Consider the following 25,417-nt stretch of genomic DNA (forward strand, 5'->3'; position numbering starts at 1 on the left):
GGGAACAGGCCCGGCGCCACAGATTTAAACGGTCAAGCCTGAGCCGCAAGAACGCGACGTTCCCAGGGCGTGATTTCGTCATGGAAGCTGGTCAGTTCCAGCGTCTTGGACGCAACGTAACCTTCGATGAACTCAGTGCCGAACAGTTCAATCGCCATTTCACTACGGGCCAGGCGTGCCAGTGCCGCGTGCAAGGTGCAGGGCAATGTCAGCGCCTCGGGCACCTGGAACTCACCCTGGATCGCAGCACTCGGTTCAAGCCCACGCTCGATGCCATATAACCCTGCCGCGAGGCTGGCGGCAATTGCCAGGTAGGGGTTGGCGTCCGCCCCCGGCAAACGGTTTTCAACCCGCCGCGCCGCAGGTGAGCTGGCTGGAATGCGTAAACCCGCACTCCGGTTGTCATGGGACCAGCACGCGTTGTTCGGCGACGCATAGGGGTGGAACAAGCGCTGATAGGAATTTACGTTCGGCGCAAACAACGCGGTAAAGTCCGCCATGCCCGCCTGCTGCCCGCCGATAAAATGGCGGAAGGTGGCTGTCGGCTGCCCCGCTTCGTCGCTGAACACGTTTCGCCCGCTGGCCGCCTCGACCACGCTCTGGTGAATATGCATCGAACTGCCGGCCGTGTGCGCCAGCGGCTTGGCCATGCACACCACGTTAAGGCCATGCTTGAGGGCAACTTCCTTGAGCAGGTGCTTGAACAGAAAAGTCTGGTCGGCCAGCAGCATCGGATCACCGTGCAGCAGGTTGATCTCGAACTGGCTGACGCCCATCTCGTGCATAAAGGTGTCACGGGGCAAGCCCAGTGCCGCCATGCACAGGTACACCTCATTGAAAAAAGGCCGCAAGCCGTTGTTGGAGCTGATGCTGAACGCCGAAAATCCGTCTTCACGGCGCCCGTCCAGGCCCACGGGCGGGCGGAACGGCTGGGCCGGATCGGGGTTGTGCGCAAACACAAAGAACTCCAGCTCGGTCGCTACCACCGGCGCCAGTCCCCGCGCCGCGTAGCGGGCGATCACCGCTTTCAACTGGCCACGGGTCGACAGACGCGAGCTTTCACCGCTGAGCTCATCGGCATCGCAAATGGCCAGGGCACGGGTTGGCTGGCTCCAGGGCAGGCGATGAAGCTGGGTGAGGTCTGGCACCAAGGCAAGATCACCGTCCTCGCCGCCATAAAAGCGTGACTCCGGGTAGCCACCCATGATGCATTGCAGCAGCACGCCACGGGCCATCTGCAAGCGCCGCCCTTCTATAAACCCCGCAGCAGTCATCACCTTGCCACGGGGCACGCCATTGAGGTCGGGGGTGACGCATTCAATCTCATCAATACCCGCCAATCGCTGTGCGAGCAAACCCTGGCCATCGCTATTCATGCCACTATCCTTGTTGTTAAGCAGGCCGCGCAGGGCAATGGCTACAAAATACGCACTGCCTGTTCGGAATTTCAAGCGAGCACCGCACAAATCTCGCGAAAACAGTGAACCTTCCTTCGGCAACTGCTACGGAGCTCGGCGTTTGTCTTATTTGCCGACTAGACTCTTCGCCCACTGTGTCAGGAAGACCCAAAGGAAGATCGATGAAGACGCTGCCCCCGCTTTATACCGGCCTGTTGCTGGCCAGCCTGTTCAGCCCCGCAGCCTTGGCCCAGATACCCAGCAGCGATGGCTATGTGCTGGATAAAGTCGTGCAGGTCAGCCGCCATGGAGTGCGCCCGCCTACCGAATCCAATGAAAAACTGCTGACCTCGGTCACCCAGCGCAAATGGCCAACCTGGCTGGTGCCCTTCGGTAACCTGACCGGCCACGGCTATACCGGCGCGGTGGAAATGGGCCGCTACCGTGGTGAAGTGCTGCGCGACGCCGGGCTGATCCCCCGGGGCTGCCCGGATGCCAGCCAGTTGCTGGTACACGCCAGCCCCCTGCAACGCACCAAGGCCACGGCCCAGGCCTTGCTCGATGGCATGTTCCCCGGCTGCGGCCTGCAACCGGGCTATGTCCACGGCAAGCAGGATGCCCTGTTCCAGGCCAATGAAATGCCCTTTGCCGCGCTCGATCCGGCCAAGGCCAAAGCTGAAATCCTCAAGGCTCTGGGCGGCAGCGTCGAAGCCGCACAGGCACGCTACAAACCCTTTGAAGAAAAACTCAGGGAGGTCGTCTGCCTGCCTGCCACCGATTGCCCGTATGGCAAACAGGACTGGACACTGGAACAAAACGCCAAGGGCCGTTTCGCGATCAAGGGCCTGAGCGCAGGTGCCAATATGGGCGAAGTGTTCCGTCTGGAATATAGCCAGGGCCTGCCACTGGACAAGGTCGCCTTCGGCAACGGCCGCACCGCCGCCGAGGTATCCAGCCTGATGGTGCTGACCAAGGCCAAGTACGACTACCTCAACGACATCCCCTATATCGCCAGCCGCGGCGCTTCCGAGCTGATGAACCAGATTGCCCTGGAACTCAAGCAGGGCACCCCGCTGGAACAGAAAGACGCGCCGGATAGCCCGCCCGATGTACCGCTGATGCTGCTGGTGGCTCACGACACCAATATCTCTTACCTGCGCACCATGCTCGGCTTCGGCTGGAAGCAGGGAGATTACATCGCCAACAACATCCCGCCCGTGGGTACGTTGCAGTTCGAACGTTACAAGGAAGTCAAAACCGGCGAGTACTTTTTGCGCATCGCCTTTGAGGCCCAGTCAATGGATCAGATTCGTAACCTGACCCAACTGACCGACACGCAAAAACCCCTCAGGAGCGATTTCCAAAGCGCCGGTGACTGCCGCAAAACCAGCGCAGGCCTGCTCTGCCCGCTCAAGGATGCGATGGTCAAAGTCGAGCAGAACATCGACCCCACCGCGCTGACGCCCTACACCTTCAACTAGTTGTGGTCAAGGCAGGGCTTGCTTCACGTTGCTGCAACCAGCACAGCAAGTCCTGCCCGCTCATGGGCCGCGCAAACCAGTAACCCTGCCCTTCAACACAGCCCATGGCCAGCAAACGCTGGGACTGTGCCTCGGTTTCAATCCCTTCAATAACCACCGACATACCCAAGGCTTTACCCAGGGCCAGGGTGCTGGCGATCACGGCGGCGCAACGCGGTTCATGCTCCAGGTTGCCCACAAATTCACCGTCCAGCTTGATTTCGGTGAATGGCAACTGGCACAGCCGCTGCAATGACGAAAAACCGGCACCAAAATCGTCAATTGATAACCGGCAGCCCATCATGCGCAGGCGCACCAGATTCTCCAGGCTGGCGACCGGAGCTTGCAGCAAACCGGTTTCAGTCAATTCGAATGTCAACCTGGAGCCCGGCGTGACATGACGGGTCAGAACCCCCTTTAGGGTATAAGTCAGCTGACTGTTAGCCAGTTGCGACGCTTGCAGGTTGAACGCCATGTTCAAGGGATAACCCCGGGTCCGTGCTTGCTCTTGCAGGCTCAACGCCTGATCGAGTTGGGCAAACAGCAACTCGTCCATCAAGCCGCAGCGCTCCAGCACCGGGATAAATACCGCCGGTGGTAGCACGCCCTTATCGGGGTGCAGCCAACGGCAAAGCACTTCGACTCCGGTCACATCGCCGGTTTGCAGATTGAACTTGGGTTGATACCAGGCCTGCAATTGCTGCAGGGCCAGAGCCTGACGCACTTCGTCCTCGCAAGCCAGTGACAGCGTGCTGCCCGGTACAGGTCCGAGCGTGCAGATACTGCTTTGATACTTGAGTAACAGAGGTTGCAGCACAGCGGCATACAACGGTTTGCCGGCATCGCCAAGCAACTCGAGCCCCAACAGGGCAATGAGCTGATGCGCAGCACAACGCAAATCGGCCGACAGCGCACTGCTGACAATAATCGACCGGACTTGCCCCGTCCTGCCCACGCGACGCAAAAACGCCAGGCCGTCCATGCCATCCATCTGCAAATCGCACACGGCGATATCCACCGGCCCCACTTGCTGAAGAACCGTCAACGCCTGGCTGCCGTCACTGGCCTCAAACACGTCATGGCAACCCAGGGAGCGAAACATGCTTACCGCGACGGCACGCTGGAAACTGTCATCTTCCAGGATCAGGACACGCAGGGGATTTCCAGGCATTAAGATGAACCATCGAGAAACGGTGTAGGTCAATCATCTCGAATGCTGAAAGATTTTTACCTAGGAAAAGTCCCAATAAATGTAGGACTAATGCCAACCCTCCCGACTGGCGATTGAATGTCAGCGCGCGCTGCGACTGAATATACGGATCACTTCATCCAGGTGCTCGGCCATTGCCTGCCGTGCGGCGGGCGCATCGTGCTGCTCGAGCGCCAGCAGGATACGGCGGTGCTCATCTTCCGAGCGATGGGTCATATCCTGTGGGGTGTAGTGGTTTTGCAGGCGCTGGAACATGCTGCCGTAACGATGGCCCAATAGATGCTGGATCATCAGGGCATAGGCCGGGTTGTCCGAGGCCTGGGCAATGCGGATATGGAACAGACGATCGCCGGGGTGGGTGTGGGACCCTTCGCGGTTGTCCTGAACGTTGCGTTCAAAAGCTTCGCGGATGCCCGCCAACTCCTCGTCACTGGCATTGATCGCCGCCAGCGCCGCCGCTTCGGGCTCAATCAGGCGACGGGCCTGCAACAGCGCGAACGGTGGAATTTCGGCATTGAAGTCGATTTCAAGGTTCAGCTCGGGGTCCAGTTCTTTCCACTGGTTGCGCGTAGCCTGGGCCATAACCGGTTCATCTGACACCGCCTGCACCGGCGGCTCACAGACCAGTACCCCGTTACCGACGCGTACATCCACCAGACCTATCACTTCAAGCGCAATCATCGCCTCACGTACCGAGGCACGACTTACACCCAGCAACTTGGCCAGTTCACGCTCGGCTGGCAAACGGCTGCCCGGCGGAAATTCACCGCTGTCGATCAAGGCGCGTAGCTGATCAGCGATTTGCCGATAAAGCCGTTGGTTATCAATAACTTGAAATGGCATCAGGAAATAAGCTCTGGTTTGGACAGCATTCGACAAGCACTTGGAGCTGAAAAAGACGCTTGTTGAAGCTTGAGGTGCATGCTACAAAAGGCCCAATGGCCTGACCATTGGATGGATATCGTAAAGCGATCATAGCAAACCTTATCCTTGTACTTGTGTCGTTTTGCCATTTGCTACGCCCCCAATGGCCTGACCATTGGGCCAACTATAAAAACAATGACATCGTAACGGAGCACCCATGGATCTTTCCGGCAAACGTGTGCTGATCACTGCCGCTGCGCAGGGGATTGGCCAGGCCACCGTCCAGGCATACCTCGCCGCCGGTGCCGAAGTCTTCGCCGCCGATATCAATGCCGGCGCCCTCGACGCCCTTGAGGGCGCGCACAAACATGTTCTGGACGTCACCGATGCTGCTGCCATCGAGCGCCTGGCCAAACAGCTGGGCCCACTGGATGTGCTGTTCAACTGCGCGGGCGTGGTGCACAGCGGCACTATCCTGGAATGCGAAGAAAAGGACTGGAACTTCGCCCTGGACCTCAACGTGACAGCCATGTACCGCATGATCCGCGCTTTTTTGCCGGGCATGCTGGGCAGCGGCGGAGGCTCGATCATCAACATGGCCTCGGTCGCCTCCAGCGTCAAAGGCGTGCCCAACCGTTTTGCCTACTGCGCCAGCAAAGGCGCGGTGATTGGCCTGACCCGTTCTGTAGCGGCTGACTTTGTGAGCCAGAACATCCGCTGCAACGCCATCTGCCCCGGCACCGTCGACTCCCCTTCCCTGCGCCAGCGTATTCGCGAACAGGCCGAGCGCGAAGGCCGCAGCGTGGACGAGGTGTATGCCGCCTTTGCCGCGCGCCAGCCCATGGGCCGCATTGGCACCGCCGAGGAAATCGCCCAGTTGGCGCTGTACCTGGGCTCAAGTGCCAGCGGCTTTACCACCGGCACGGCACAAATCATTGATGGCGGCTGGAGTAACTAGCCGCAAGCTTTTGACCTTGTGGGAGCGGGCTTGCTCGCGATTGGATCGCTGCGCTGTATCAGGCAAATCGCGCTGATGCCATCGCCAGCAAGCCCGCTCCTGCAGCAAGCCTGCTCCCACTGGGCCCTGCCCCTCCCCCAAAAAGGATTGTTTATGAAACTGCTGCGTTACGGTGAAAAAGGCCAGGAGCGTCCCGCCCTGCTCGACAACGACGGCCAACTGCGCGATTTGTCGGCAGTGGTCGCGGATATCGCAGGCCAGACCCTGAGCCCCGAAAGCATTGCCCGCCTGCAAGATATCGACCCGTCCACCCTGCCACTGGTTGAGGGCTCCCCCCGTATCGGCGCCTGCGTCGGCCAGGTCGGAAAATTTATCTGCATCGGCCTGAACTACGCCGACCATGCTGCCGAAACCGGTGCCGCAATCCCCGCCGAACCGGTGGTGTTCAGCAAATGGACCAGCGCCATCGTCGGCCCCAACGACAACGTCGAAATCCCGCGCAATTCGCGCAAAACCGACTGGGAAGTCGAGCTGGGTGTGGTGATCGGTAAAGGCGGTCGCTATATCAGCGAAAACCAGGCCATGGAACACGTGGCCGGTTACTGCGTGATCAACGACGTCTCCGAGCGCGAGTTCCAGCTGGAGCTGGGCGGTACCTGGGACAAAGGCAAAGGCTGCGACACTTTCGGCCCGCTGGGCCCGTGGCTGGTGACCCGCGACGAAATCGCCGATCCGCACCAGCTCGACCTGTGGCTGGAAGTGGATGGCCACCGCTACCAGAACGGCAACACCCGCACGATGATCTTCCAGATCCCGAAAATCATCAGCTACCTCAGCCAGTTCATGAGCCTGCAACCGGGGGATGTGATTTCCACCGGCACCCCGCCAGGCGTCGGCCTGGGTATCAAACCCGAGCCTGTCTACCTGCGTGCCGGCCAGACCATGCGCCTGGGCATCAGCGGGCTGGGCGAACAACAGCAACGCACCGTGAACGCCGACTGACAGGGAGCCATACCATGACCACAATTACTGCCGTACGGGTTGAAGATATCCGCTTCCCCACCTCGCAATCCCTCGACGGTTCTGACGCGATGAACCCGGACCCTGACTACTCGGCGGCCTATGTCATCCTCGAAACCGACACCCCCGGCCTTGAAGGCCATGGCCTGACCTTCACCATCGGCCGCGGCAACGAAATCTGCTGTGCCTCGATCAAGGCCCTGGCCAGCCTGCTGGTGGGTTTGAAGCTGGAGTGGATCGCCGAAGACATGGGCCGTTTCTGGCACCACGTGACCAGCGACAGCCAGTTGCGCTGGATCGGCCCGGACAAGGGCGCCATCCACCTGGCCACCGGTGCGGTGGTCAACGCCGCCTGGGACCTGTGGGCCAAGGCCGAAGGCAAGCCGGTGTGGCGTCTGGTGGCAGACATGAGCCCCGAAGAACTGGTGCGCTGTATCGACTTTCGTTATATCACCGACTGCATCACCCCGGCAGAAGCTCTGACCCTGCTGCGCGAGCGCGCCAATGGCAAGGCCGAGCGACTGGCCTTGCTCGAGGCTGAAGGCTACCCCTGCTACACCACCTCCGCCGGCTGGCTGGGCTATGCCGACGACAAACTGCGCAGGCTGTGTCAGGAAGCGGTGGATGCGGGCTTCTCTCACGTCAAATTGAAAGTCGGCCACGACCTGCAGGACGATATCCGCCGCGTGCGCATCGCCCGGGAAGTACTGGGCCCGGATCGCAAGCTGATGATCGACGCCAATCAGGTATGGGAAGTGGACGCGGCCATCGACTGGGTGCGCGAACTGTCATTCGCCAACCCGTGGTTTATCGAAGAGCCAACCAGCCCGGACGACGTCGAAGGTCATCGAAAAATCCGCCTGGGTGTCAGCCCGGTCAAGGTAGCGACCGGCGAAATGTGCCAGAACCGTATCGTGTTCAAGCAACTGATCATGCGTGAAGCCATTGACGTGGTGCAGATCGACGCCTGCCGCCTGGGCGGGGTCAATGAAGTGCTGGCCGTGATGCTGATGGCCGCCAAGTACAACCTGCCGGTATGTCCGCACGCAGGCGGCGTTGGTCTGTGCGAGTACGTGCAGCACCTGTCGATGATCGACTACCTGTGCATCGCCGGGACTCACGAAGGCCGGGTGGTGGAATTTGTCGACCATCTGCACGAGCACTTCGAAGACCCCTGCGTGATCCGCAACGCGGCCTATATGCCACCACAGGCTCCGGGCTTCTCGATCCAGATGAAGGCCGCCTCCCGCGAGCAGTACCGCTACCGGGGCTAAGCAAACGGACGGAGTACAACAATAATGTCGTCCCCACACTCACTACGACTGGATGCACACCAGCACTTCTGGCGCTATGACGCCGCGGCCTATCCGTGGATAGGTCGCGACATGAGCGGTTTGCGCCAGGACTTTACCCCCGATGATCTGCGGCCCTTGCTCGATGCTGGCGGATTCGACGGTTGCATCGCCGTGCAGGCCCGCGCCTGTGCCAGTGAAACCGATCAACTGTTGCAACTGGCGCAGCGCTACCCGTGGATTCGCGCCGTGGTGGGCTGGGTCGACCTGTGTGCCCGCGACCTTGAGCAATCGCTTGAGCGCTGGGCGCAAGCGCCGGTTTTGCGTGGCTTTCGTCATCAGTTGCAGGACGAACCCTCGCTCGCCCAGTTTATCCAAAATCCGGGGTTCAGCCGTGGCTTGCATACCTTGCAACGCCAGGGACTGGTCTACGAAGTGCTGGTCAAGGCCCGGGATCTGCGCACGGTTACCGAACTGTGCCAGCAGCATGACCAGCACCATCTGGTACTCGACCACCTGGGCAAACCCGATATCCAGGCCGGGGACTTGAAAACCTGGGCCAGCCAACTGGCACCGTTGGCGGCCCTGCCCCACGTCAGCTGCAAGCTGTCAGGGCTGATCACCGAAGCCCATTGGCAGGACTGGTCCAGCGCACAACTGACGCCCTATTTGCACATGGCACTGGAACTGTTTGGCCCCGAGCGCCTGATGTTCGGTTCCGACTGGCCGGTGTGCCTGTTGGCCAGCGACTACGAGGCCACTCACACCCTGGTCGCCAGCGTGTCAGAGCACGCGGCCATCTGGGGTGGTACGGCGTGCCGCGTCTACAACATAGAGGGAGTGACGCAATGAATCTGCATCTGCAAGACAAGGTGTTTATCGTGACCGGCGGCGGCTCGGGGATCGGCGCAGCCATCACCCTGGGGCTGGCTGACGAAGGTGCGATCCCGGTGATTTTCGGCCACAGCCCGCTGTCCGATGAGCTGGCCCGGCAATTGGATCAGCGCGGGGCGCAGAGCCTGTTTGTGCAGGTCGAACTGCGCGACGAAGACGCCTGCCGCGCGGCAGTCGCCAGCGTGCTGCAACGCTTCGGGCGCATTGACGGGCTGGTCAATAACGCCGGGGTCAACGATGGCGTTGGCCTTGAAGCCGGGCGCTCGGCCTTTGTCGAGTCACTGGAAAAAAACCTCATCCATTATTATCTCATGACCCATCTGTGCGTCGATGCGCTCAAGGCCAGCCGCGGTGCCATCGTCAATATCAGCTCCAAGACGGCCCTCACCGGGCAAGGCGGGACCAGCGGCTACACCGCCGCCAAGGGCGCGCAACTGTCGTTGACCCGCGAATGGGCCACTTCATTGCTGGCTGACGGGATCCGGGTCAATTCGGTGATCCCGGCCGAAGTCATGACCCCCTTGTACGAGCGCTGGATCGACACCTTCGCCGACCCGCAAGCCAAGCTGGCGAGCATTGTTGAAAAAATTCCCCTGGGCCGGCGCATGACCACGGCCGCAGAAATCGCCGACAGCGTGCTGTTTTTGCTCTCCCCGCGCGCCTCCCACACCACCGGGCAATGGCTGGTGGTGGACGGTGGCTACACCCACCTGGACCGGGCGCTGACATGAACCGCCAATGCCTGGCGCTGGACCTTAAGGACGACCCGGCGCTGATTGCCGAGTATGAGCGCTTGCACCAGAACATCTGGCCGCAGATCAGCGCCCATTTGCGCGGGTATGGCGTGCTCGACATGCAGATATGGCGCCTGGGCACGCGGCTGTTCATGGTCATGGACACAGCCCCGGGGTTTAGCGCCGAGGCCTTTGCCCGGGCTGGCGCCAGCGACCCCAAGGTGCAGGAATGGGAAGCGCTGATGTGGCGTTTTCAGCAGCCTACACCCTGGACAAAGCCCGGTGAAAAATGGGCGCCAATGGCACAGATTTTCAGCCTGAAAGATTCTCCCTGACCCTGTGGGAGCGAGCCTGCTCGCGATGGCATCACCGCGGTGGTCAGGCAAACCGAGCCGCCTGCATCGCGAGCAGGCTCGCTCCCACAGGGTGTAGATCCACGCAAACCACAACGCCGAACTCACAACAATAAGAAGGAGATGCGTCATGTCACTCAAGCACCCGAACGTCGCAGCGCCGTCCTTTACCCGGGCGGTCACGTCCTATCGCCGGGCACTGATCCTGGTCACCTGCCTGTTTTTTCTCTGGGGCCTGTCCTATGGCTTGCTCGATGTGCTCAACAAGCACTTCCAGGAAACCCTGCACGTCAGCAAGGCGCAGTCGGGCCTGCTGCAAAGCGCCTACTTTGGCGCGTATTTTCTGATCGCCCTGCCCGCCGGTTTGCTGATGGACAGGTACGGCTACAAGGCCGGCATCCTGCTGGGCCTGTGCCTCTACGCCACTGGCGCCCTGCTGTTTATGCCCGCCGCTGCGGCGCAGAGTTTTCAGTTTTTCCTGTTCGCGCTGTTTGTGATTGCCTGCGGCCTGGGCTGCCTGGAAACCGCCGCCAACCCCTACGCCACGGTGCTGGGTGAACCCGCCGGTGCCGAGCGCCGCCTGAACCTGGCGCAGTCGTTCAACGGCCTGGGGCAGTTTTTCGGCCCCTTGATTGGCGGCGCACTGTTCTTCAGCGGTGCCAACAGCACCGACACCACACAATCGCTGCAAATGACCTATCTGGTGATTGCCGCACTGGTGTTGCTGGTGGCCATCCTTATCGCCCGCACTGCGCTGCCCGACCTGCGCGAGCAGGAAGTGCAAGTTGCGCAGCACGACCACAAAGGCCTGTGGCAACACCGCGAATTCGTCACGGGGGTTATCACCCAGTTCTTTTATGTGGGAGCACAAGTTGGCGTGGGGGCGTTTTTTATCAACTACGTCACCGAGCACTGGGCGCAGATGAGCAGCCAGCAAGCCGCGTATCTGCTTTCGGTGGCCATGCTCAGCTTTATGTTCGGACGCTTTTTCAGCACCTGGCTGATGGGCAGGGTCAATGCCCAGCGCCTGCTGCTGATCTATGCGCTGATCAACGTGGCGCTGTGTGCGGTGGTGGTGCTGGGGTTTGAAGGTGTATCGGTGGTCGCGCTGGTGGCGACGTTCTTCTTTATGTCGATCATGTTCCCCACCCTGTTTGCCATGGGCGTGAAAAACCTCGGCCCACATACCAAGCGCGGCAGCTCGTTCATGATCATGGCCATAGTTGGCGGCGCGCTGCTGCCCTATGTGATGGGTCTGGTGGCCGACCACTCCTCCACGGCCGTGGCCTATCTGTTGCCAATGGGCTGTTTTGTAATCGTCGCTGCCTATGCCCGTGCTGCCCTGAAAAAAATCTGATTGCTGTACTCCACAAAAACAATAACGGAGCACCCCATGACCAACCCCGCACTGCAACAGGCGCTGAGCAAGATCCGCTGGCGCATCCTGCCCTTTGTCGCCCTGATGTTCGCCATGGCGATCATCGATCGTTCCAATATCGGCTTTGCCAAACACGCCCTGCAGGCGGACACCGGCCTGAGCAACGCGGCATTTGCCCTGGGTGCGGGGATTTTCTTTATCGGCTATGCCGTGTTCGAAGTACCGAGCAACCTGATGCTGCACAAGATCGGCGCACGCATCTGGCTGAGCCGGATCATGGTGACCTGGGGCCTGGTCTCAGCGGCGATGATGTTTGCCCACGACGAAACCAGCTTCTATATCCTGCGGTTTCTGCTGGGCGTAGCCGAAGCCGGGCTATCGCCGGGGGTGGTGTTGTACCTGACCTACTGGTTCCCGCAGAACCAGCGTGGCTCGGCCTATGGCATTTACTATTTTGGCGTGCCGGTGTCGTTGATGGTGGGCGGCCCGGTATCGGGCTGGTTGCTGGAAAGCGCGCAGTTCGGCCTTACCGGCTGGCAATGGATGTTTGTCACCGAAGGCCTGGCGGCCTCGATCATCGGCGTATTCGCGTTCTTCTACCTGACCGACAAACCCCGGGATGCCAAGTGGCTGAACACCGAAGAAAAGGCCGCGATCGAACACGAGCTGGAAAAAGAGCAACTGCAAAAAGCCAACAAAGGCCCGTCGTCGTGGCGTGCAGCAATGTTCAACCCGGTGGTGCTGTACTTCACCCTGATCTACTTCACCATTCAGGTCAGCGTGTATGGCGTGCTGTTCTACCTGCCAACGCGGATCGCCGAGTTGCTGGGTACCGGCATTGGCCTTAAGGTCGGCGCCCTGACCTCCATTCCGTGGATTGCCACCGTATGCATGCTGTACCTGGTGACACGCCATGCTGACCGCAAGGGCCAACAAACCCGCTATGCCGCATTGATGCTGGCAATGGCCGCAGTGGGCATGATCGGCTCGACCTTGAGTGGCAACCTGGTGCTGGTGATTATGGCGTTCTGCGTGGCTGCCGCCGGTTTTATCACCGTGCAACCGTTGTTCTGGACACTGCCTACCCGCTTTCTGGGTGGTGCAGCGGCGGCCAGCGGGATTGCCGTGATCGGTGCCCTGGGCAACCTGGGCGGTTTTCTTGCACCCACGGTCAAAACCTGGGCCGAGGGCTACTTCAACAACCCGCACGCGGGCATGTACTTTCTGGCCGGCACGGCGCTGCTGGGCGCATTGATGCTGATTCGCTCAGCGAGGGCGAGCGGCAATCCGGGCAAACTCCCGGCCCCGGCAGCCACACCACACTGAGGGGCACTGCGGGTATTAACACGGGTCACATGTGAGCTACATTGGGTAACAAACAACAGCCCGTAAACTCACAAAGGGTGACCCGTGAATACCAATCAAAAACTGCGCACCTTCGACCTGATCCGTGAAGCGGTACTGCCCGAGTACCGCGACCGCGTAAACGAATACCTGAGCCTCTACGAAGAGACGCTGCACAGCGCAAACACTCCGACTGCCGACATCCAGGCCAGTGCCCAACAGCTGCGCGGCTACCTGCGCGGCCTCAACACCACCCGGGTGCTGGGCATGGCTGACTGGGAAGAACTGGACCGGCGCATTACCGAGTCGTGGTTGTAACGGTAAACACCTATCCCCCTGTGGGATCAAACCCAGATTGCGTACCACAAGGGGTAGTCCCCCACCCGCTGGACCAGCCCGGCGCGCAGCGGGTTGGCAATCACATAACGGGCCATCTGCTTGATATCTTCATCACGCCGCAAGGCATGGTCGTGGTAGCCCTGCTGCCAACGGCGGCCTGTTTGCCCAGTGGACTGGTTGATCGCGCGGGCGCTCAACGATTTTGTGCGACACATCAACTCATCCAGCGAGCCTTTATCAAGGCTGATCAGCCAATGAAAGTGATCCGGCATCACCACCCATGCCAGCGAAGTGGCCAGCCCCTGCTCTTGTGCCCGCTTGAACTGTTCGACCACCCGTCGGCCTACACGCCAGTTCAGGAAAATCGGTTGGCGTTCAAGCGTATTGGCGGTCAGAAGATAAATGCGATTTTGCTCGCTGTAACGACCACGGCGCAGGCGGTGGGAGGCAGAAAAAGAAGGCATGGCCTGACTCTATGAGTTGATGAATTTCAAAGGCTAGTCAGTAGCGGGCCAGCCACAACGGGCATCGTTTGACGGGATATGTCGTGGGACTTTTTTGTGATCACCGCAAACCTGTGGGAGCTGGATTGCCTGCGATGCACACAACGCGGTCTGGCTGGAGCACTCCGGGGATGCCATCGCGAGCAAGCCCGCTCCCACAGAGGTACGCGGCTGACCCCGGATCTTGTGAGCACCGCAAAAACTGTGGGAGCTGGCTTGCCTGCGATGCAAACAACGCGGTCTGGCTGGCGCACCCCGGGGATGCCATCGCGAGCAAGCCCGCTCCCACAGAGGTACGCGGCTGACCCCGGATCTTGTGAGCACCGCAAAAACTGTGGGAGCTGGATTGCCTGCGATGCACACAACGCGGTCTGGCTGGCGCACCCCGGGGATGCCATCGCGAGCAAGCCCGCGCCCACAAGGGCTCAGTCAGGCGGGAGCAAGGGTGGCCAAGGGCGCTTCCGGTGCCTGCGGCTCCTTGAGCAACGCAAAGTAGGCAAAGGCCGAACACGCCGCCACCACCGCACTGATCACAAATGCCGAGGAAAACGAACCGCTCTGCTGCACGCTGAATCCAGTCAGGATCGGCGCTATGGAACCTGCCAGGTAACCGCCAAAGTTCTGGATCGAGCCAAACGAAGCCACACGCTCCGACGGCACAATGGTGTTGACGATCATCCACGCCGTGGCACTGGAGATGTTGATAAAGAACATGGTCAGGCACAGCAGGATCACGCACGCCACCACGTTGGTGGTAAAGGCCACAATCAGGGTAAACAGCGCCCCGCCCAGCAGCCCCAGAATCACCATCAGCTTGCGGCTGGCCAATACCCGCATGCCTCGCGCCACCAGTCGATCACAGCATTTACCGGCCACAATGGTGCCCAACGCGCCAAACAAATAAGCCAGCGATACCACCCAGGCCGTGCGATACAGATCCAGACCGTGCTCACGCTCAAAATAACCGGGCAACCAGGTGAGATTGAGCCAGATCATGTAAATCACACCCATAAACCCGAGGAACGCCCCCCAGGTGTTGCGATCCCTGAACAACGAGGTCCAGCGCACTTTCGCCGCCTTGACCTGTTGCACCGGCACCGGTTCCGCACGACCTGTCTCGGCCATGTATTGCGCCTTGCTCTTGTAGAACTTGAACCAGCACAGTGCCAATACCAGTCCCATGACGCCGGTAAGGATAAACATCCCGCGCCAGCCCAGATGCACCATGAACACGGTCAGCAACGGCGGCGCCAGGCACGGGCCGATACAGGTCGAAGACCACACCCAGCCGGTCGCCGTGCCGCGCTCCTGGGTATCGAACCACTCTGACAATGCCTTGGCCGCCGAAGGAAACACCGGTGCCTCACCTATCCCCAGCAACACCCGCAAGCCAACCAGATGGCCATAGCTGCTGAACAGGCCGAAGGCCGCCTGCGCAACCGACCACACCACCAGCGATCCACCCAGTGCCAGCTTGCTGCCCAACTTGTCGATCAAGGCACCAAGAGGCAGTTGTGAAAAGGCGTAGGCAATGGAGAACGCCGAGAGCATCACCCCCATTTGCATCGGGCTGATGGCCAGGTCTTTCTGGATGGTGGTGTTGGCGATGGATAAGGCGCTGCGGTCAAGGTAGTTGACCACGCCAATCAGGAACAGGAAGAAGATCGTCAGCGTCTTGTAGCTTTTTATTGTTCTCATACGCGCCTCTCATGAGCGGTTGCGCCCCTACCCGACAGGTGGGGCGACGCTCACTTTAGAGGGCGGTTTGGCCTGTGCCCAATTACATCATTCCATCAGTTAATAACCGCGCGTTATCAAGGTGTCTGGCGAGCACCGCGCAGGGCATCGGGACCACTTAACAAGGCGTCGATAAAGGCTTTTGCCGACCACTGCGGGACATCGTTGCGCCGGGTAATCACCCCGTAGTCAGCCAGCACCAGCGGAAACGGCAAGGCCAGGCGAGTCAGGCGACCGGCCTGGATTTCCGGTTCGACCATCGACTCGGCCAGCATCGCCACCGACGGCGTGGTTTGCAGCAGTTGCATGGTGGTCTGCAAGGACACGGTTTCGACGGTGTTTTCCGGGGTCTGCATGCCTGCTTCGACGAAGGCTTTTTCCACCCGCGCGCGCATCGGCGTGCCCGTCGGGTAAATCACCCACGGCCAACTGCCCAAATCCGCCAGTGGCACTTCACTGGCCCCGGCCAGCGGGTGCTGGCTGCCCGTAACCAGGCACAACGGCTCCGGCGCCAGCGCCTGGAATTCAAACAACTCACGATGACGATCGAGGGTAAAACGGGCCACCACCAGGTCCAGTTCCTTGTGTTCGAGCAAGGTCAGCATATTGGCACTGGTGCCCTCAAGCACTTGCACGGTGAGCAACGGCCAGTCCTGCTTGACCCGCACAATGGCAGCAGGCACGGCCAGGGCTGTGGCCGCATAAATGGTGCCGACCTTGATCAGGCCATGCCCACCCTGGCGCAGATGGTTGATCTGGCTGACAAACTGACCGGTGTCGTTCAACGCGATCTGGGCAAAACGGGCCACATGGCTGCCCAGATCGGTAAGGGTCATGCTGCGCGGCAAACGGGCAAATACTTCGAAGCCCAGCTGGTGCTCGATTTCGCGCAACATCTTGCTCACGGCTGGCTGGCTGATGCTCATTTCCTGCGCAGTCGCATGCATGTTTTGCGTGCGCGCCAGGGTGTCGATCAGCACCAAATGGCGAAACCGCAGCCAGTTGCACAACTGGTTAAATCCGACATCCGCCATCCGATAACCCCCGGTTATTAAGACCTGAGAATATCTCATTGGCGATTATCGCAAAGCAATATTAGTGTGCAGCTGTTGGGCCAAATAATAACAACGGACTTTCGTCATGAACCTAGCCAACAAACGTGTGCTGATAACTGCTGCGGCGCAAGGCATAGGCCGCGCTTCGGTACTGGCCTTTCGCGATGCGGGCGCGCAGGTCATCGCCACCGACCTGCATGTCGAAGCCCTGCAAGATATCCCCGGTATTCAAGTCCTGCCCCTGGACGTGACCCAAGCTTGCGCCATCGATGCCATCTGCCAGCAACTGGGCGCTATCGACGTGCTGTTCAACTGCGCAGGCTATGTGCACAGCGGTGCCCTGCTGGAGTGCGACGAGCAGGCCTGGCAATTTTCTTTCGACCTCAATGTCACCGCCATGTACCGCATGATCCGCGGCTTCCTCCCCGGCATGCTGGAAAACGGCGGCGGCTCGATCATCAACATGGCTTCGGTGGCCTCCAGCGTCAAAGGCGTGCCCAACCGCTTTGCCTACACCGCCAGCAAGGCTGCGGTGATCGGCCTGACCAAATCGGTCGCCGCCGACTACGTGCGCCAGGGCATTCGCTGCAACGCCATTTGCCCCGGCACGGTGGACTCCCCTTCGCTACGCCAGCGCATCGCCGAACAGGCCCTTGAGCAAGGGCGCTCCGAAGCTGAGGTCTATCAGGCCTTTGTTGACCGCCAGCCCATGGGCCGCATCGGCAGCGCTGAAGAAATCGCACAACTGGCGCTGTACCTGGCCAGCGATGCCAGCAGCTATACCACCGGCACCGTCCAGGTGATCGATGGCGGGATGAGTAATTAAGCATTTTGTGGGAAACCCTGTGGGAGCGAGCCTGCTCGCGATGCAGGCACCTCGGTGTTTAAGTGGCACCGCATTGATGCATTCGCGAGCAGGCTCGCTCCCACACTAGATTTATTTCCATGCACCAAAGGAGCTTTTATGAAACTGCTGCGCTACGGCGATAAAGGTCAGGAAAAACCCGGCCTGCTCGATGCCCAAGGCAATATCCGCGATTTGTCGGCGCATATCGCCGACGTTGCAGGCGCTGCGCTGTCAGCCGCAAGCCTGGAAACACTGAGCAAAATCGACCCCGCCAGTTTGCCCCTGGTCAGCGGTTCGCCACGTATCGGCGCCTGCGTCGGCCAGGTCGGCAAGTTTATCTGCATCGGCCTGAACTACGCCGACCACGCTGCCGAGTCGGGCCTGGCGGTGCCGTCGGAACCGGTGGTATTCAGCAAATGGACCAGCGCCATCTGCGGTCCCAACGACAACGTGGAAATCCCCCGCGACTCGACCAAAACCGACTGGGAAGTCGAGCTGGGCGTGGTGATCGGCAAGGGTGGACGCAATATCGATGAACATAACGCCCTGGAGCACGTGGCCGGATACTGCGTGATCAACGATGTGTCGGAGCGCGAATGGCAGATCGAACGTGGCGGCACCTGGGACAAGGGCAAGGGCTTTGACACCTTTGGCCCCCTCGGACCATGGCTGGTGACCCGCGATGAGATCAGCGACCCGCACCAGCTCGACCTTTGGCTTGAAGTCGACGGACAGCGCTACCAGAACGGCAACACCCGCACCATGGTCTTTCAGATCCCGGCCCTGATTGCTTACCTGAGCCGCTGCATGTCGCTGCAACCGGGCGACGTGATTTCCACCGGCACACCGCCGGGTGTGGGCCTGGGGATCAAGCCAACCCCGGTGTACCTGCGCGCAGGCCAGGTCATGCACCTGGGCATCAGCGGCCTTGGCGAACAGCGCCAGCTCACCGTACAGGCCGACTGACTTCACGCTCACACAACTATAAGAAAGGGTTTTACACATGCGCATTCTGATTACTGGCGGCACCGGCTTTATCGGCAAACAACTGGCCCAGCGCCTGCTCGACATGAACAGCCTGACCTTTGAAGGCCAGGCGCCTCGCACCATTGAGCGCATCGTGTTGTTCGACGCCTTTGCCGGCGAAGATGTGCCGAGCGACCCGCGTATCGAACTGGTGACCGGCGATATAGCCGACCCCGATGTCATCGCCCGCGTCACCGATGGCGTGGATCTGGTATGGCATCTGGCAGCCGTGGTCAGCTCGGCGGCCGAAGCGGATTTCGACCTGGGCATGCAGGTCAACCTGCACGGCCTGATGCTGCTGCTCGAAACCCTGCGCAAGCAAGGCAACGCGCCGCGCTTCGTCTACGCCAGCGGTTTTGCAGTATTCGGCGGCGCCCTGCCGCCAGTAGTCGATGACAACACCGTGCTTACCCCACAATCGTCCTACGGCATGCAAAAAGCCGTAGGCGAATTGCTGGTCGCCGACTATGCGCGCAAAGGCTTTGTCGACGGCCGGGTGCTGCGCCTGCCAACCGTGGCTGTACGCCCCGGCAAGCCGAACAAGGCGGCCTCGACCTTCTTCAGTTCGATCATCCGCGAGCCACTGGTGGGCCTGCCTGCCGTATGCCCGGTACGCCCGGATACCCAGGTTTATCTCACCTCGCCGCGGCGCATTATTGAGTCGATGCTGCTGGGCATGACCCTGTCGCCAGAAACCCTGGGCAACCAGCGCATTATCCCGCTGCCGGGCGTGACCACCACCGTGGCCGACATGGTCGCGGCGCTGCAACGGGTGGCCGGTGATGACGTGGCCAAACTGATTCGCTGGGAGCCCGACGCGACTATCCAGCGTATCGTCGAAAGCTGGCCGAGCAAGGTAGAAGCCCCCCGTGCCCGTGCCCTGGGCTTTACCGCCGACGCGGACTTCGATGCCATCGTGCGCGCACATATCGAGGATACGGCCGACAAATAGCCCACCACCCCCTTGTGGGAGCGGGCTTGCTCGCGATCAAGGCGACGCGGTGCAACTGAAGCCCCGCAGCGATCCCATCGCGAGCAAGTCCGCTCCCACAAAAAGCCCTGTCTCACCCAAATGCTGCAACGCTCACGCTACTCACAACAATAAAAACTGAGGTCGTGCCACATGACTACTCCACTCACCGATGTCTCGGACATCGAACAACAGACAATCAAGCGCGTGACCAGGCGCATGATTCCTTTTCTTGTACTGCTGTTTGTGGTCGCCTTTCTGGACCGCAACAACGTCGGTTTCGCCGCACTGCGCATGAACGAAGATATCGGCATCAGCCAGACCATTTATGGCCTGGGCGCAGGTATTTTCTTCCTCGGCTATTTCATGTTCGAAGTGCCGAGCAACATTTTGCTGCACCGCTACGGCGCCCGTGTATGGATCGCGCGGATCATGGTGACCTGGGGCATCATCGCCGGCGCCATGGGTTTCCTGCAGACGCCAATCCACTTCATCTCCCTGCGCGTGCTGCTGGGTATTGCCGAAGCCGGGTTCTTCCCTGGCGTGATCTATCTGCTGTCGCTGTGGTTCCCGAGCCGCTATCGCGCACGCATGATCGCCTCGTTTTATCTGGGCGTACCCATCGCGCAAATCATCGGCGCACCGCTGTCGGTGGGCCTGATGGAGATGGGCGATGCCTGGGGCTTTGTCGGCTGGCGCCTGATGTACATCGTCGAAGCCGTACCGGCGGTGATCCTCGGTGTGGTGTGCTACTTCTACCTCACCGACCACCCGGCCGATGCCCACTGGCTGACCGACAAACAGCGCACCTGGCTGATCAACACCCTGGCCCAGGAAGAGCGCAACAAACCGCTGGTGGTGGGAGTGCAACCGACCAAGGGCCAGATGATCCGCAAGGCCCTGTGCAACCGCCAGGTATGGCTGCTGGCACTGGTGTATTTCGGCATCACCTCGGGCTCCAACGCGATGAACTTCTTCATGCCAACGGTTCTGGCATCGTTCCGCGGTACCTTCGGCCTGGAAATCGGCCTGATGCAGAACGGCCTGATCACCGCCATTCCCTATGCCGTTGCTGCTGTGGCGATGATCTGGTGGAGCCGGCGCTCTGACCGCCTGCAAGAACGTCACTGGCATGCCGGCGGTGCCGCCATGCTCGCGGCAGTGTCGATTGCCGTGGCGCTGTGGCTCAACCAGCCGTGGATCATTGTCATCGGTTTCATTCTGCTGGCGATGGGCGTGTACAGCGCGATCAACGTGTTCTGGGCAGTCCCCGGGCAAGTGCTGACCGGTGTCGGCGCGGCCGTGGGCATTGGCCTGATCAACTCCATCGGCAACCTCAGCGGTTTTATCGGCCCTTACCTGACCGGCTACCTGTTCACCGTGACCGGCAGCTACACCCCGGGGTTTCTGGTGATCGCCGCACTGGTTGGCCTGGGTGGCCTGGGCATGGTGCTGATGCCGCGCAATAAAGAATCGCAAATTGGCGCCGCACTGGCCCCTGCCACTGGAGGAAAAGCATGAACCTGCCAAGCGTAGCCTTTATCGGTACCGGGATCATGGGCCTGCCCATGGCCCGCAACCTGCTGCACGCCGGCTTCCCGGTGCGGGCCTGGAACCGCTCCCCGGGCAAGTTGCAGGCGCTGGCAACACTGGGGGCGGCGGTTGCGCCGACCCCGGCAGGCGCGGCAGACGGTGCTCAGGTGCTGATCTGCATGCTCAGCGATGGCCCAACCTGTGACGAGGTGCTGTTTGGTGAAAACGGTGCCGCCCTGGCACTGGCACCGGGGGCGCTGGTGATCGTGATGAGTTCGATCCCGGTCGACACCGCCGTTGAACAGGCGCGGTTGTGTGCCGAACGCCGCCTGCGCTACCTCGATGCTCCGGTGTCGGGGGGCGAGCGCGGAGCGCGGGAGGCCAGCCTGGCAATCATGGTTGGCGGCGAAACGGCCGCCTTTGAGCAGGGCCGCGAAGTACTGGCCGCCATGGGCCGCCCGGTGCATGTCGGCCCGGCGGGCACCGGCGAGTTGTCCAAGCTGGTCAACCAGTTGATCGTCGCCAGCACCATCGCCACCGTCGCCGAGGGCTTGCTGCTGGCCGAGCGCGGCGGCGCCGACCCGGCAAAGGTCCACGAAGCGTTGATGGGTGGTTTTGTCGACTCGCCGATCTGGCGCCAGCACGGCCAACGCATGCTGAACAACGATTTCACTCCCGGTGGCCCGGCCAAATGGCAGCTCAAAGACACCCGCACCGCCCTCGCCCAGGCGCAGAAGCTGGGCCTGGACCTGCCGGTCGGCCGCCTGGTGGACAGCCTGTTTGCCGCCATGGTCGAGGCCGGTGACGGCGAACTCGACCACGCCGGACTGATCCGCCAGTTGCGCCGCAACAACCCATTGCCTGAATAAAATAATCAGCCGGAGCCTGCCATGACCGATTCAACCCCACGCCGCCTGCGCAGCCAGCTGTGGTTCGACGACCCAAGCCACGCCGACCTGACCGCACTGTATGTGGAACGTTACATGAACCAGGGCCTGACCCGCGCCGAACTGCAATCGGGGCGGCCGATTATCGGCATCGCCCAGACCGGCAGCGACCTGACGCCCTGCAACCGCCATCACATCGAACTGGCCAAGCGGGTCAAGGACGGCATTCGCGATGCAGGTGGCATCCCGATGGAGTTTCCGGTACACCCGATTGCCGAACAGTCGCGCCGCCCCACCGCGGCCCTCGACCGCAACCTCGCCTACCTGGGCCTGGTCGAGGTGCTGCATGGTTACCCGCTGGACGGCGTGGTGCTGACCACCGGTTGCGACAAAACCACCCCGGCCTGCCTGATGGCTGCGGCCACCACTGACCTGCCTTCCATCGTACTGTCCGGCGGGCCGATGCTCGACGGCTGGCACAAAGGCCAGCGCATTGGTTCGGGCACCGTACTGTGGCATGCGCGCAATCTGCTCAGCGCCGGCGAAATCGATTACGAAGGCTTTATGACCCTGACCACCGCATCATCGCCGTCGGTGGGTCACTGCAACACCATGGGCACTGCGCTGTCGATGAACGCCCTGGCCGAGGCACTGGGTATGTCCCTGCCCGGCTGCGCGAGCATCCCGGCACCGTACCGCGAGCGCGGGCAAATGGCCTATGCCACCGGGATGCGCATCGTCGACCTGGTGCGCGAAGACGTACGCCCCTCCCAGATCATGACCCACGCAGCCTTCGAAAACGCCATTGCCGTGGCCTCGGCGCTGGGCGCATCCACCAACTGCCCGCCGCACCTGATTGCCATCGCCCGCCACAGCGGTATCGAGCTGTCACTGGAAGACTGGCAGCGCGTCGGCGAAGACGTGCCCTTGCTGGTCAACTGCATGCCCGCCGGCGAGTACCTGGGTGAAAGCTTCCACCGCGCAGGCGGTGTACCGGCGGTGATGCATGAACTGGACAAGGTCGGCCGCCTGCACCGCGACTGCCTCACGGTCAGTGGCCGCAGCATGGGTGACGTGGTTGCCGACTGCGTCACCGGCGACCGTGACGTGATCCGTTCCTACGAAGACCCGCTGATGCACCGAGCCGGTTTTATCGTACTCAGCGGCAACTTCTTCGACAGTGCCATCATGAAAATGTCAGTGGTGGGCGAAGCATTTCGCAAGACCTACCTCAGCGACCCGTTGCAACCCAACAGCTTCGAAGCGCGGGCTATTGTGTTCGAGGGCCCGGAAGACTACACGGCGCGGATCAACGACCCTTCGCTGGACATCGACGAGCGCTGCATTCTGGTGATTCGAGGCTGCGGCACCGTGGGCTTCCCCGGCAGCGGCGAGGTCGTGAACATGGCGCCACCTTCCAACCTGATCAAGGCCGGGATCGACTCCCTGCCCTGCATGGGTGATGGCCGCCAAAGCGGCACCTCGGCCAGCCCGTCAATTCTCAACATGTCCCCGGAATCTGCGGTGGGTGGCGGTCTGTCGTTACTGCGCACCGGCGATCGCCTGCGCGTCGACCTCAACGCGCGCAGCGTCAACCTGCTGGTGGACGAAAGCGTGCTCAACGAACGCCGCCAGGAACCGCTGCCACCGCTGGCCCCGTCACAAACTCCGTGGCAGGAACTCTACCGCCAACTGGTCGGCCAGCTCTCCACCGGCGGCTGCCTCGAACCGGCCACCCTGTACTGGCGCGTGATCCCGGAAAACGGCCCGCCCCGTCACTCCCACTAGACACGACAAACACATTACCTGTGGGAGCGAGCCTGCTCGCGAAGCAGATACTGCAGATGGTCAGCCAACCCGTGGTGACTTGATCGCGACCAAGCTCGCTCCCACCAAGCACTCTTTTCAAGGATCACGTATATGCAAACGCTGCAATTGACCATAGAAAACACCCTGCCCGATGACTGGCAGCGCGCCACCCTGGTCGGTCGCGTGTGGTTGCCCGGCGAACGTGGCGGCCCGGCCGTGGTGGTGATTCGTGACGGTGAAGTAATCGACTGCACGGCCCACTTCCCCACCCTGAGCCTGCTGCTCGATAGCGACAACCCGCTGCAAGCCGTGCGTGAAATCCGCGGCACCGTATTGGGCACGATCCAGGCCTTGCTGGCCAACAGCGGCGAGCAGCGCGACATGGCCAAACCCTACCTGCTGGCCCCGGCAGATCTGCAAGTGATCAAGGCGGCGGGTGTCACCTTTGCTGCCAGCATGATCGAACGGGTGATCGAGGAAAAAGCCGGAGGCGATGCCCACCGTGCCGAAGAGGTTCGTGCCCTGGTGCACGAAGTGATTGGTAATAACCTGCGCGACCTGCGCCCCGGCTCGCCAGAAGCCATGCGCCTCAAACAAGTGCTGATCGAACAGAACATGTGGTCGCAGTACCTGGAAGTGGGTATCGGCCCCGACGCCGAAATTTTCACCAAGGCACCGATCCTCGCTGCTGTGGGCAGCGGCAGCGCCATTGGCATCCACCCCGGTTCAAGCTGGAACAACCCGGAGCCGGAAGTGGTGCTGGCGGTAGACAGCCAGGGCCGGATCCACGGCGCGACCCTGGGCAACGACGTCAACCTGCGCGACTTCGAAGGTCGCAGCGCGTTACTGCTGAGCAAGGCCAAGGACAACAACGCCTCCTGTGCGCTGGGGCCCTTTATTCGCCTGTTTGACGAACACTTCAACCTCGACGACGTGCGCCATTGTGAAGTGACCTTGCGTGTTGAAGGTGTCGATGGCTACGTGCTGAACGGCAAAAGCTCAATGAACCAGATCAGCCGCGACCCGGCGGACCTGGCCGAACAGACGCTCAACGCCAACCACCAGTACCCGGACGGTTTTGTCCTGTTCCTGGGTACCCTGTTCGCTCCTACAGAAGACCGCGACCAACCGGGCCAGGGGTTTACCCATAAGGCCGATGATGTTGTAAGCATCTCGTCACCGACACTGGGAGCGTTGCACAACCGCGTGACCGGCAGCGACCAGGCGCCACAATGGGCGTTCGGGGTCAGTGCACTGATGAAGAACCTGGCGGGCCGCGGGCTGCTCGGCCAGGCCTGACTGGCTGATTGAAAGCCACAAAAAAGGCCCCGCCTGTTCAACAGTGCGGGGCCTTTGCGTATCTGGTGTCCCAGGCGGGGTTCGAACCTGCAACCTTCCCCTTAGGAGGGGGATGCTCTATCCAATTGAGCTACTGAGACAAATAACGGCGTGCATGGTAACGGGCATGCCTGGGTTTGTCATGTCGTGAGTGGTCTTTTTAACTGTAAGACAGCGGCCTAAACAGACTTTTTTTGCCTCCGATGAGCGGTACGAGGTTGCGATCGACTGCACAGCACAGGCAAGGCTCAGGCGGCCATCGTGCAATTTGCACTACATCAAAAAGCCATCATTGCAAAATGCAATTAAACACTCTTGAATATACGGCTCAACTCGCTGTTTTATAAGGTTTTTTAGCCTTGTTACAGTTGGCACGAAGACTGCTCTATTAACAGTATCCCGTCCATGC

23 protein-coding genes and 1 tRNA gene are annotated in these 25,417 nt (G+C 60.9%); 17 read left to right on the forward strand and 7 right to left on the reverse strand.

Annotation, left to right across the window (positions count from 1 at the left end):
• Positions 1-32 precede the first annotated feature (32 nt).
• The gene (locus tag V6L81_RS20335; protein WP_165446524.1) at positions 33-1,274 is read right to left on the reverse strand and encodes a glutamine synthetase family protein; all 1,242 of its coding nucleotides are present in this window, start codon (positions 1,272-1,274) and stop codon (positions 33-35) included.
• A 305-nt stretch (positions 1,275-1,579) separates the two neighbouring features.
• Here V6L81_RS20335 and V6L81_RS20340 point away from each other — a divergent pair, with 305 nt between their 5' ends.
• Positions 1,580-2,878 (forward strand): histidine-type phosphatase, encoded by a 1,299-nt coding sequence (locus tag V6L81_RS20340; RefSeq protein ID WP_218722814.1) that lies wholly within the window; start codon positions 1,580-1,582, stop codon positions 2,876-2,878.
• On the opposite strand, the gene V6L81_RS20345 is transcribed toward V6L81_RS20340, so the two are convergent.
• Together V6L81_RS20345 and V6L81_RS20350 are read right to left on the reverse strand one after the other, a co-directional pair.
• The gene (locus tag V6L81_RS20345) at positions 2,871-4,088 is read right to left on the reverse strand and encodes an EAL domain-containing response regulator (protein WP_338660297.1); all 1,218 of its coding nucleotides are present in this window, start codon (positions 4,086-4,088) and stop codon (positions 2,871-2,873) included. The genes V6L81_RS20340 and V6L81_RS20345 overlap by 8 nt on opposite strands.
• Before the next feature lie 120 nt (positions 4,089-4,208).
• On the reverse strand, positions 4,209-4,970 hold the full coding sequence (locus V6L81_RS20350) for a FadR/GntR family transcriptional regulator (protein ID WP_095001834.1): 762 nt from the start codon (positions 4,968-4,970) through the stop codon (positions 4,209-4,211).
• 238 nt (positions 4,971-5,208) lie between these two features.
• Between V6L81_RS20350 and V6L81_RS20355 the strand changes: the two genes are divergently transcribed.
• The 9 genes from V6L81_RS20355 to V6L81_RS20395 all read left to right on the forward strand — a co-directional run bounded on the left by V6L81_RS20355 (position 5,209) and on the right by V6L81_RS20395 (position 13,282).
• Positions 5,209-5,949 (forward strand): SDR family oxidoreductase, encoded by a 741-nt coding sequence (locus V6L81_RS20355; protein ID WP_095019233.1) that lies wholly within the window; start codon positions 5,209-5,211, stop codon positions 5,947-5,949.
• Between the two features lie 153 nt (positions 5,950-6,102).
• Positions 6,103-6,951, forward strand: coding sequence for a fumarylacetoacetate hydrolase family protein (locus V6L81_RS20360; protein WP_095032406.1), 849 nt, complete (start codon positions 6,103-6,105; stop codon positions 6,949-6,951).
• A gap of 14 nt (positions 6,952-6,965) precedes the next feature.
• Entirely contained in the window at positions 6,966-8,243 is a 1,278-nt protein-coding gene (locus V6L81_RS20365; RefSeq protein WP_095019231.1) for an L-fuconate dehydratase, read from the forward strand.
• Between the two features lie 24 nt (positions 8,244-8,267).
• On the forward strand, positions 8,268-9,113 hold the full coding sequence (locus V6L81_RS20370) for an amidohydrolase (protein WP_095019230.1): 846 nt from the start codon (positions 8,268-8,270) through the stop codon (positions 9,111-9,113).
• Positions 9,110-9,886: an SDR family oxidoreductase gene (locus V6L81_RS20375; RefSeq protein WP_338660298.1), complete on the forward strand. Its 777-nt coding sequence runs from the start codon at positions 9,110-9,112 to the stop codon at positions 9,884-9,886. The genes V6L81_RS20370 and V6L81_RS20375 overlap by 4 nt, the downstream gene beginning before the upstream one ends.
• Positions 9,883-10,224 carry an L-rhamnose mutarotase gene (locus tag V6L81_RS20380; protein WP_095001840.1) on the forward strand — a complete coding sequence of 114 codons (342 nt, stop codon included), beginning with the start codon at positions 9,883-9,885 and terminating at the stop codon, positions 10,222-10,224. The genes V6L81_RS20375 and V6L81_RS20380 overlap by 4 nt, the downstream gene beginning before the upstream one ends.
• A gap of 148 nt (positions 10,225-10,372) precedes the next feature.
• Positions 10,373-11,599 carry an L-fucose:H+ symporter permease gene (gene fucP, locus V6L81_RS20385; RefSeq protein ID WP_095001841.1) on the forward strand — a complete coding sequence of 409 codons (1,227 nt, stop codon included), beginning with the start codon at positions 10,373-10,375 and terminating at the stop codon, positions 11,597-11,599.
• 36 nt (positions 11,600-11,635) lie between these two features.
• On the forward strand, positions 11,636-12,946 hold the full coding sequence (locus tag V6L81_RS20390; RefSeq protein WP_095001842.1) for an MFS transporter: 1,311 nt from the start codon (positions 11,636-11,638) through the stop codon (positions 12,944-12,946).
• 84 nt (positions 12,947-13,030) lie between these two features.
• Positions 13,031-13,282, forward strand: coding sequence for a hypothetical protein (locus V6L81_RS20395; protein WP_095001843.1), 252 nt, complete (start codon positions 13,031-13,033; stop codon positions 13,280-13,282).
• A gap of 26 nt (positions 13,283-13,308) precedes the next feature.
• Here the strand turns inward: V6L81_RS20395 and V6L81_RS20400 are convergent, their stop codons facing one another.
• From V6L81_RS20400 to V6L81_RS20410, 3 genes are all read right to left on the reverse strand, one after another.
• The gene (locus V6L81_RS20400; RefSeq protein ID WP_095032408.1) at positions 13,309-13,767 is read right to left on the reverse strand and encodes an REP-associated tyrosine transposase; all 459 of its coding nucleotides are present in this window, start codon (positions 13,765-13,767) and stop codon (positions 13,309-13,311) included.
• A gap of 468 nt (positions 13,768-14,235) precedes the next feature.
• Complete coding sequence (locus V6L81_RS20405; RefSeq protein ID WP_095003379.1) at positions 14,236-15,504, reverse strand: MFS transporter; 1,269 nt, start codon at positions 15,502-15,504, stop codon at positions 14,236-14,238.
• Positions 15,505-15,620: 116 nt separating this feature from the next.
• Positions 15,621-16,577 carry a LysR family transcriptional regulator gene (locus V6L81_RS20410; RefSeq protein ID WP_095003378.1) on the reverse strand — a complete coding sequence of 319 codons (957 nt, stop codon included), beginning with the start codon at positions 16,575-16,577 and terminating at the stop codon, positions 15,621-15,623.
• 106 nt (positions 16,578-16,683) lie between these two features.
• Between V6L81_RS20410 and V6L81_RS20415 the strand changes: the two genes are divergently transcribed.
• The 7 genes from V6L81_RS20415 (at position 16,684) to V6L81_RS20445 (ending at position 24,969) form a co-directional block, all read left to right on the forward strand.
• Positions 16,684-17,424: an SDR family oxidoreductase gene (locus tag V6L81_RS20415; RefSeq protein WP_095019225.1), complete on the forward strand. Its 741-nt coding sequence runs from the start codon at positions 16,684-16,686 to the stop codon at positions 17,422-17,424.
• 138 nt (positions 17,425-17,562) lie between these two features.
• On the forward strand, positions 17,563-18,411 hold the full coding sequence (locus tag V6L81_RS20420; RefSeq protein ID WP_095003376.1) for an ureidoglycolate lyase: 849 nt from the start codon (positions 17,563-17,565) through the stop codon (positions 18,409-18,411).
• Between the two features lie 37 nt (positions 18,412-18,448).
• Complete coding sequence (denD, locus tag V6L81_RS20425) at positions 18,449-19,423, forward strand: D-erythronate dehydrogenase (protein WP_095023003.1); 975 nt, start codon at positions 18,449-18,451, stop codon at positions 19,421-19,423.
• Between the two features lie 171 nt (positions 19,424-19,594).
• Positions 19,595-20,962, forward strand: coding sequence for an MFS transporter (locus V6L81_RS20430; RefSeq protein WP_095003374.1), 1,368 nt, complete (start codon positions 19,595-19,597; stop codon positions 20,960-20,962).
• Positions 20,959-21,843, forward strand: a complete 885-nt coding sequence (locus V6L81_RS20435; protein ID WP_169917099.1) for an NAD(P)-dependent oxidoreductase — start codon at positions 20,959-20,961, stop codon at positions 21,841-21,843. Before V6L81_RS20430 ends, V6L81_RS20435 begins: the two co-directional genes overlap by 4 nt.
• A 21-nt stretch (positions 21,844-21,864) precedes the next feature.
• Positions 21,865-23,649: an IlvD/Edd family dehydratase gene (locus V6L81_RS20440; protein ID WP_095003372.1), complete on the forward strand. Its 1,785-nt coding sequence runs from the start codon at positions 21,865-21,867 to the stop codon at positions 23,647-23,649.
• 132 nt (positions 23,650-23,781) lie between these two features.
• Entirely contained in the window at positions 23,782-24,969 is a 1,188-nt protein-coding gene (locus V6L81_RS20445) for a fumarylacetoacetate hydrolase family protein (RefSeq protein WP_095023006.1), read from the forward strand.
• A 63-nt stretch (positions 24,970-25,032) separates the two neighbouring features.
• On the opposite strand, the gene V6L81_RS20450 is transcribed toward V6L81_RS20445, so the two are convergent.
• A tRNA-Arg gene (locus V6L81_RS20450) sits at positions 25,033-25,109 on the reverse strand.
• Between the last annotated feature and the right edge of the window lie 308 nt (positions 25,110-25,417).

The sequence above is a fragment of the Pseudomonas bubulae genome (assembly GCF_037023725.1).
GTDB classification, from domain to species: Bacteria; Pseudomonadota; Gammaproteobacteria; order Pseudomonadales; family Pseudomonadaceae; genus Aquipseudomonas; species Aquipseudomonas bubulae.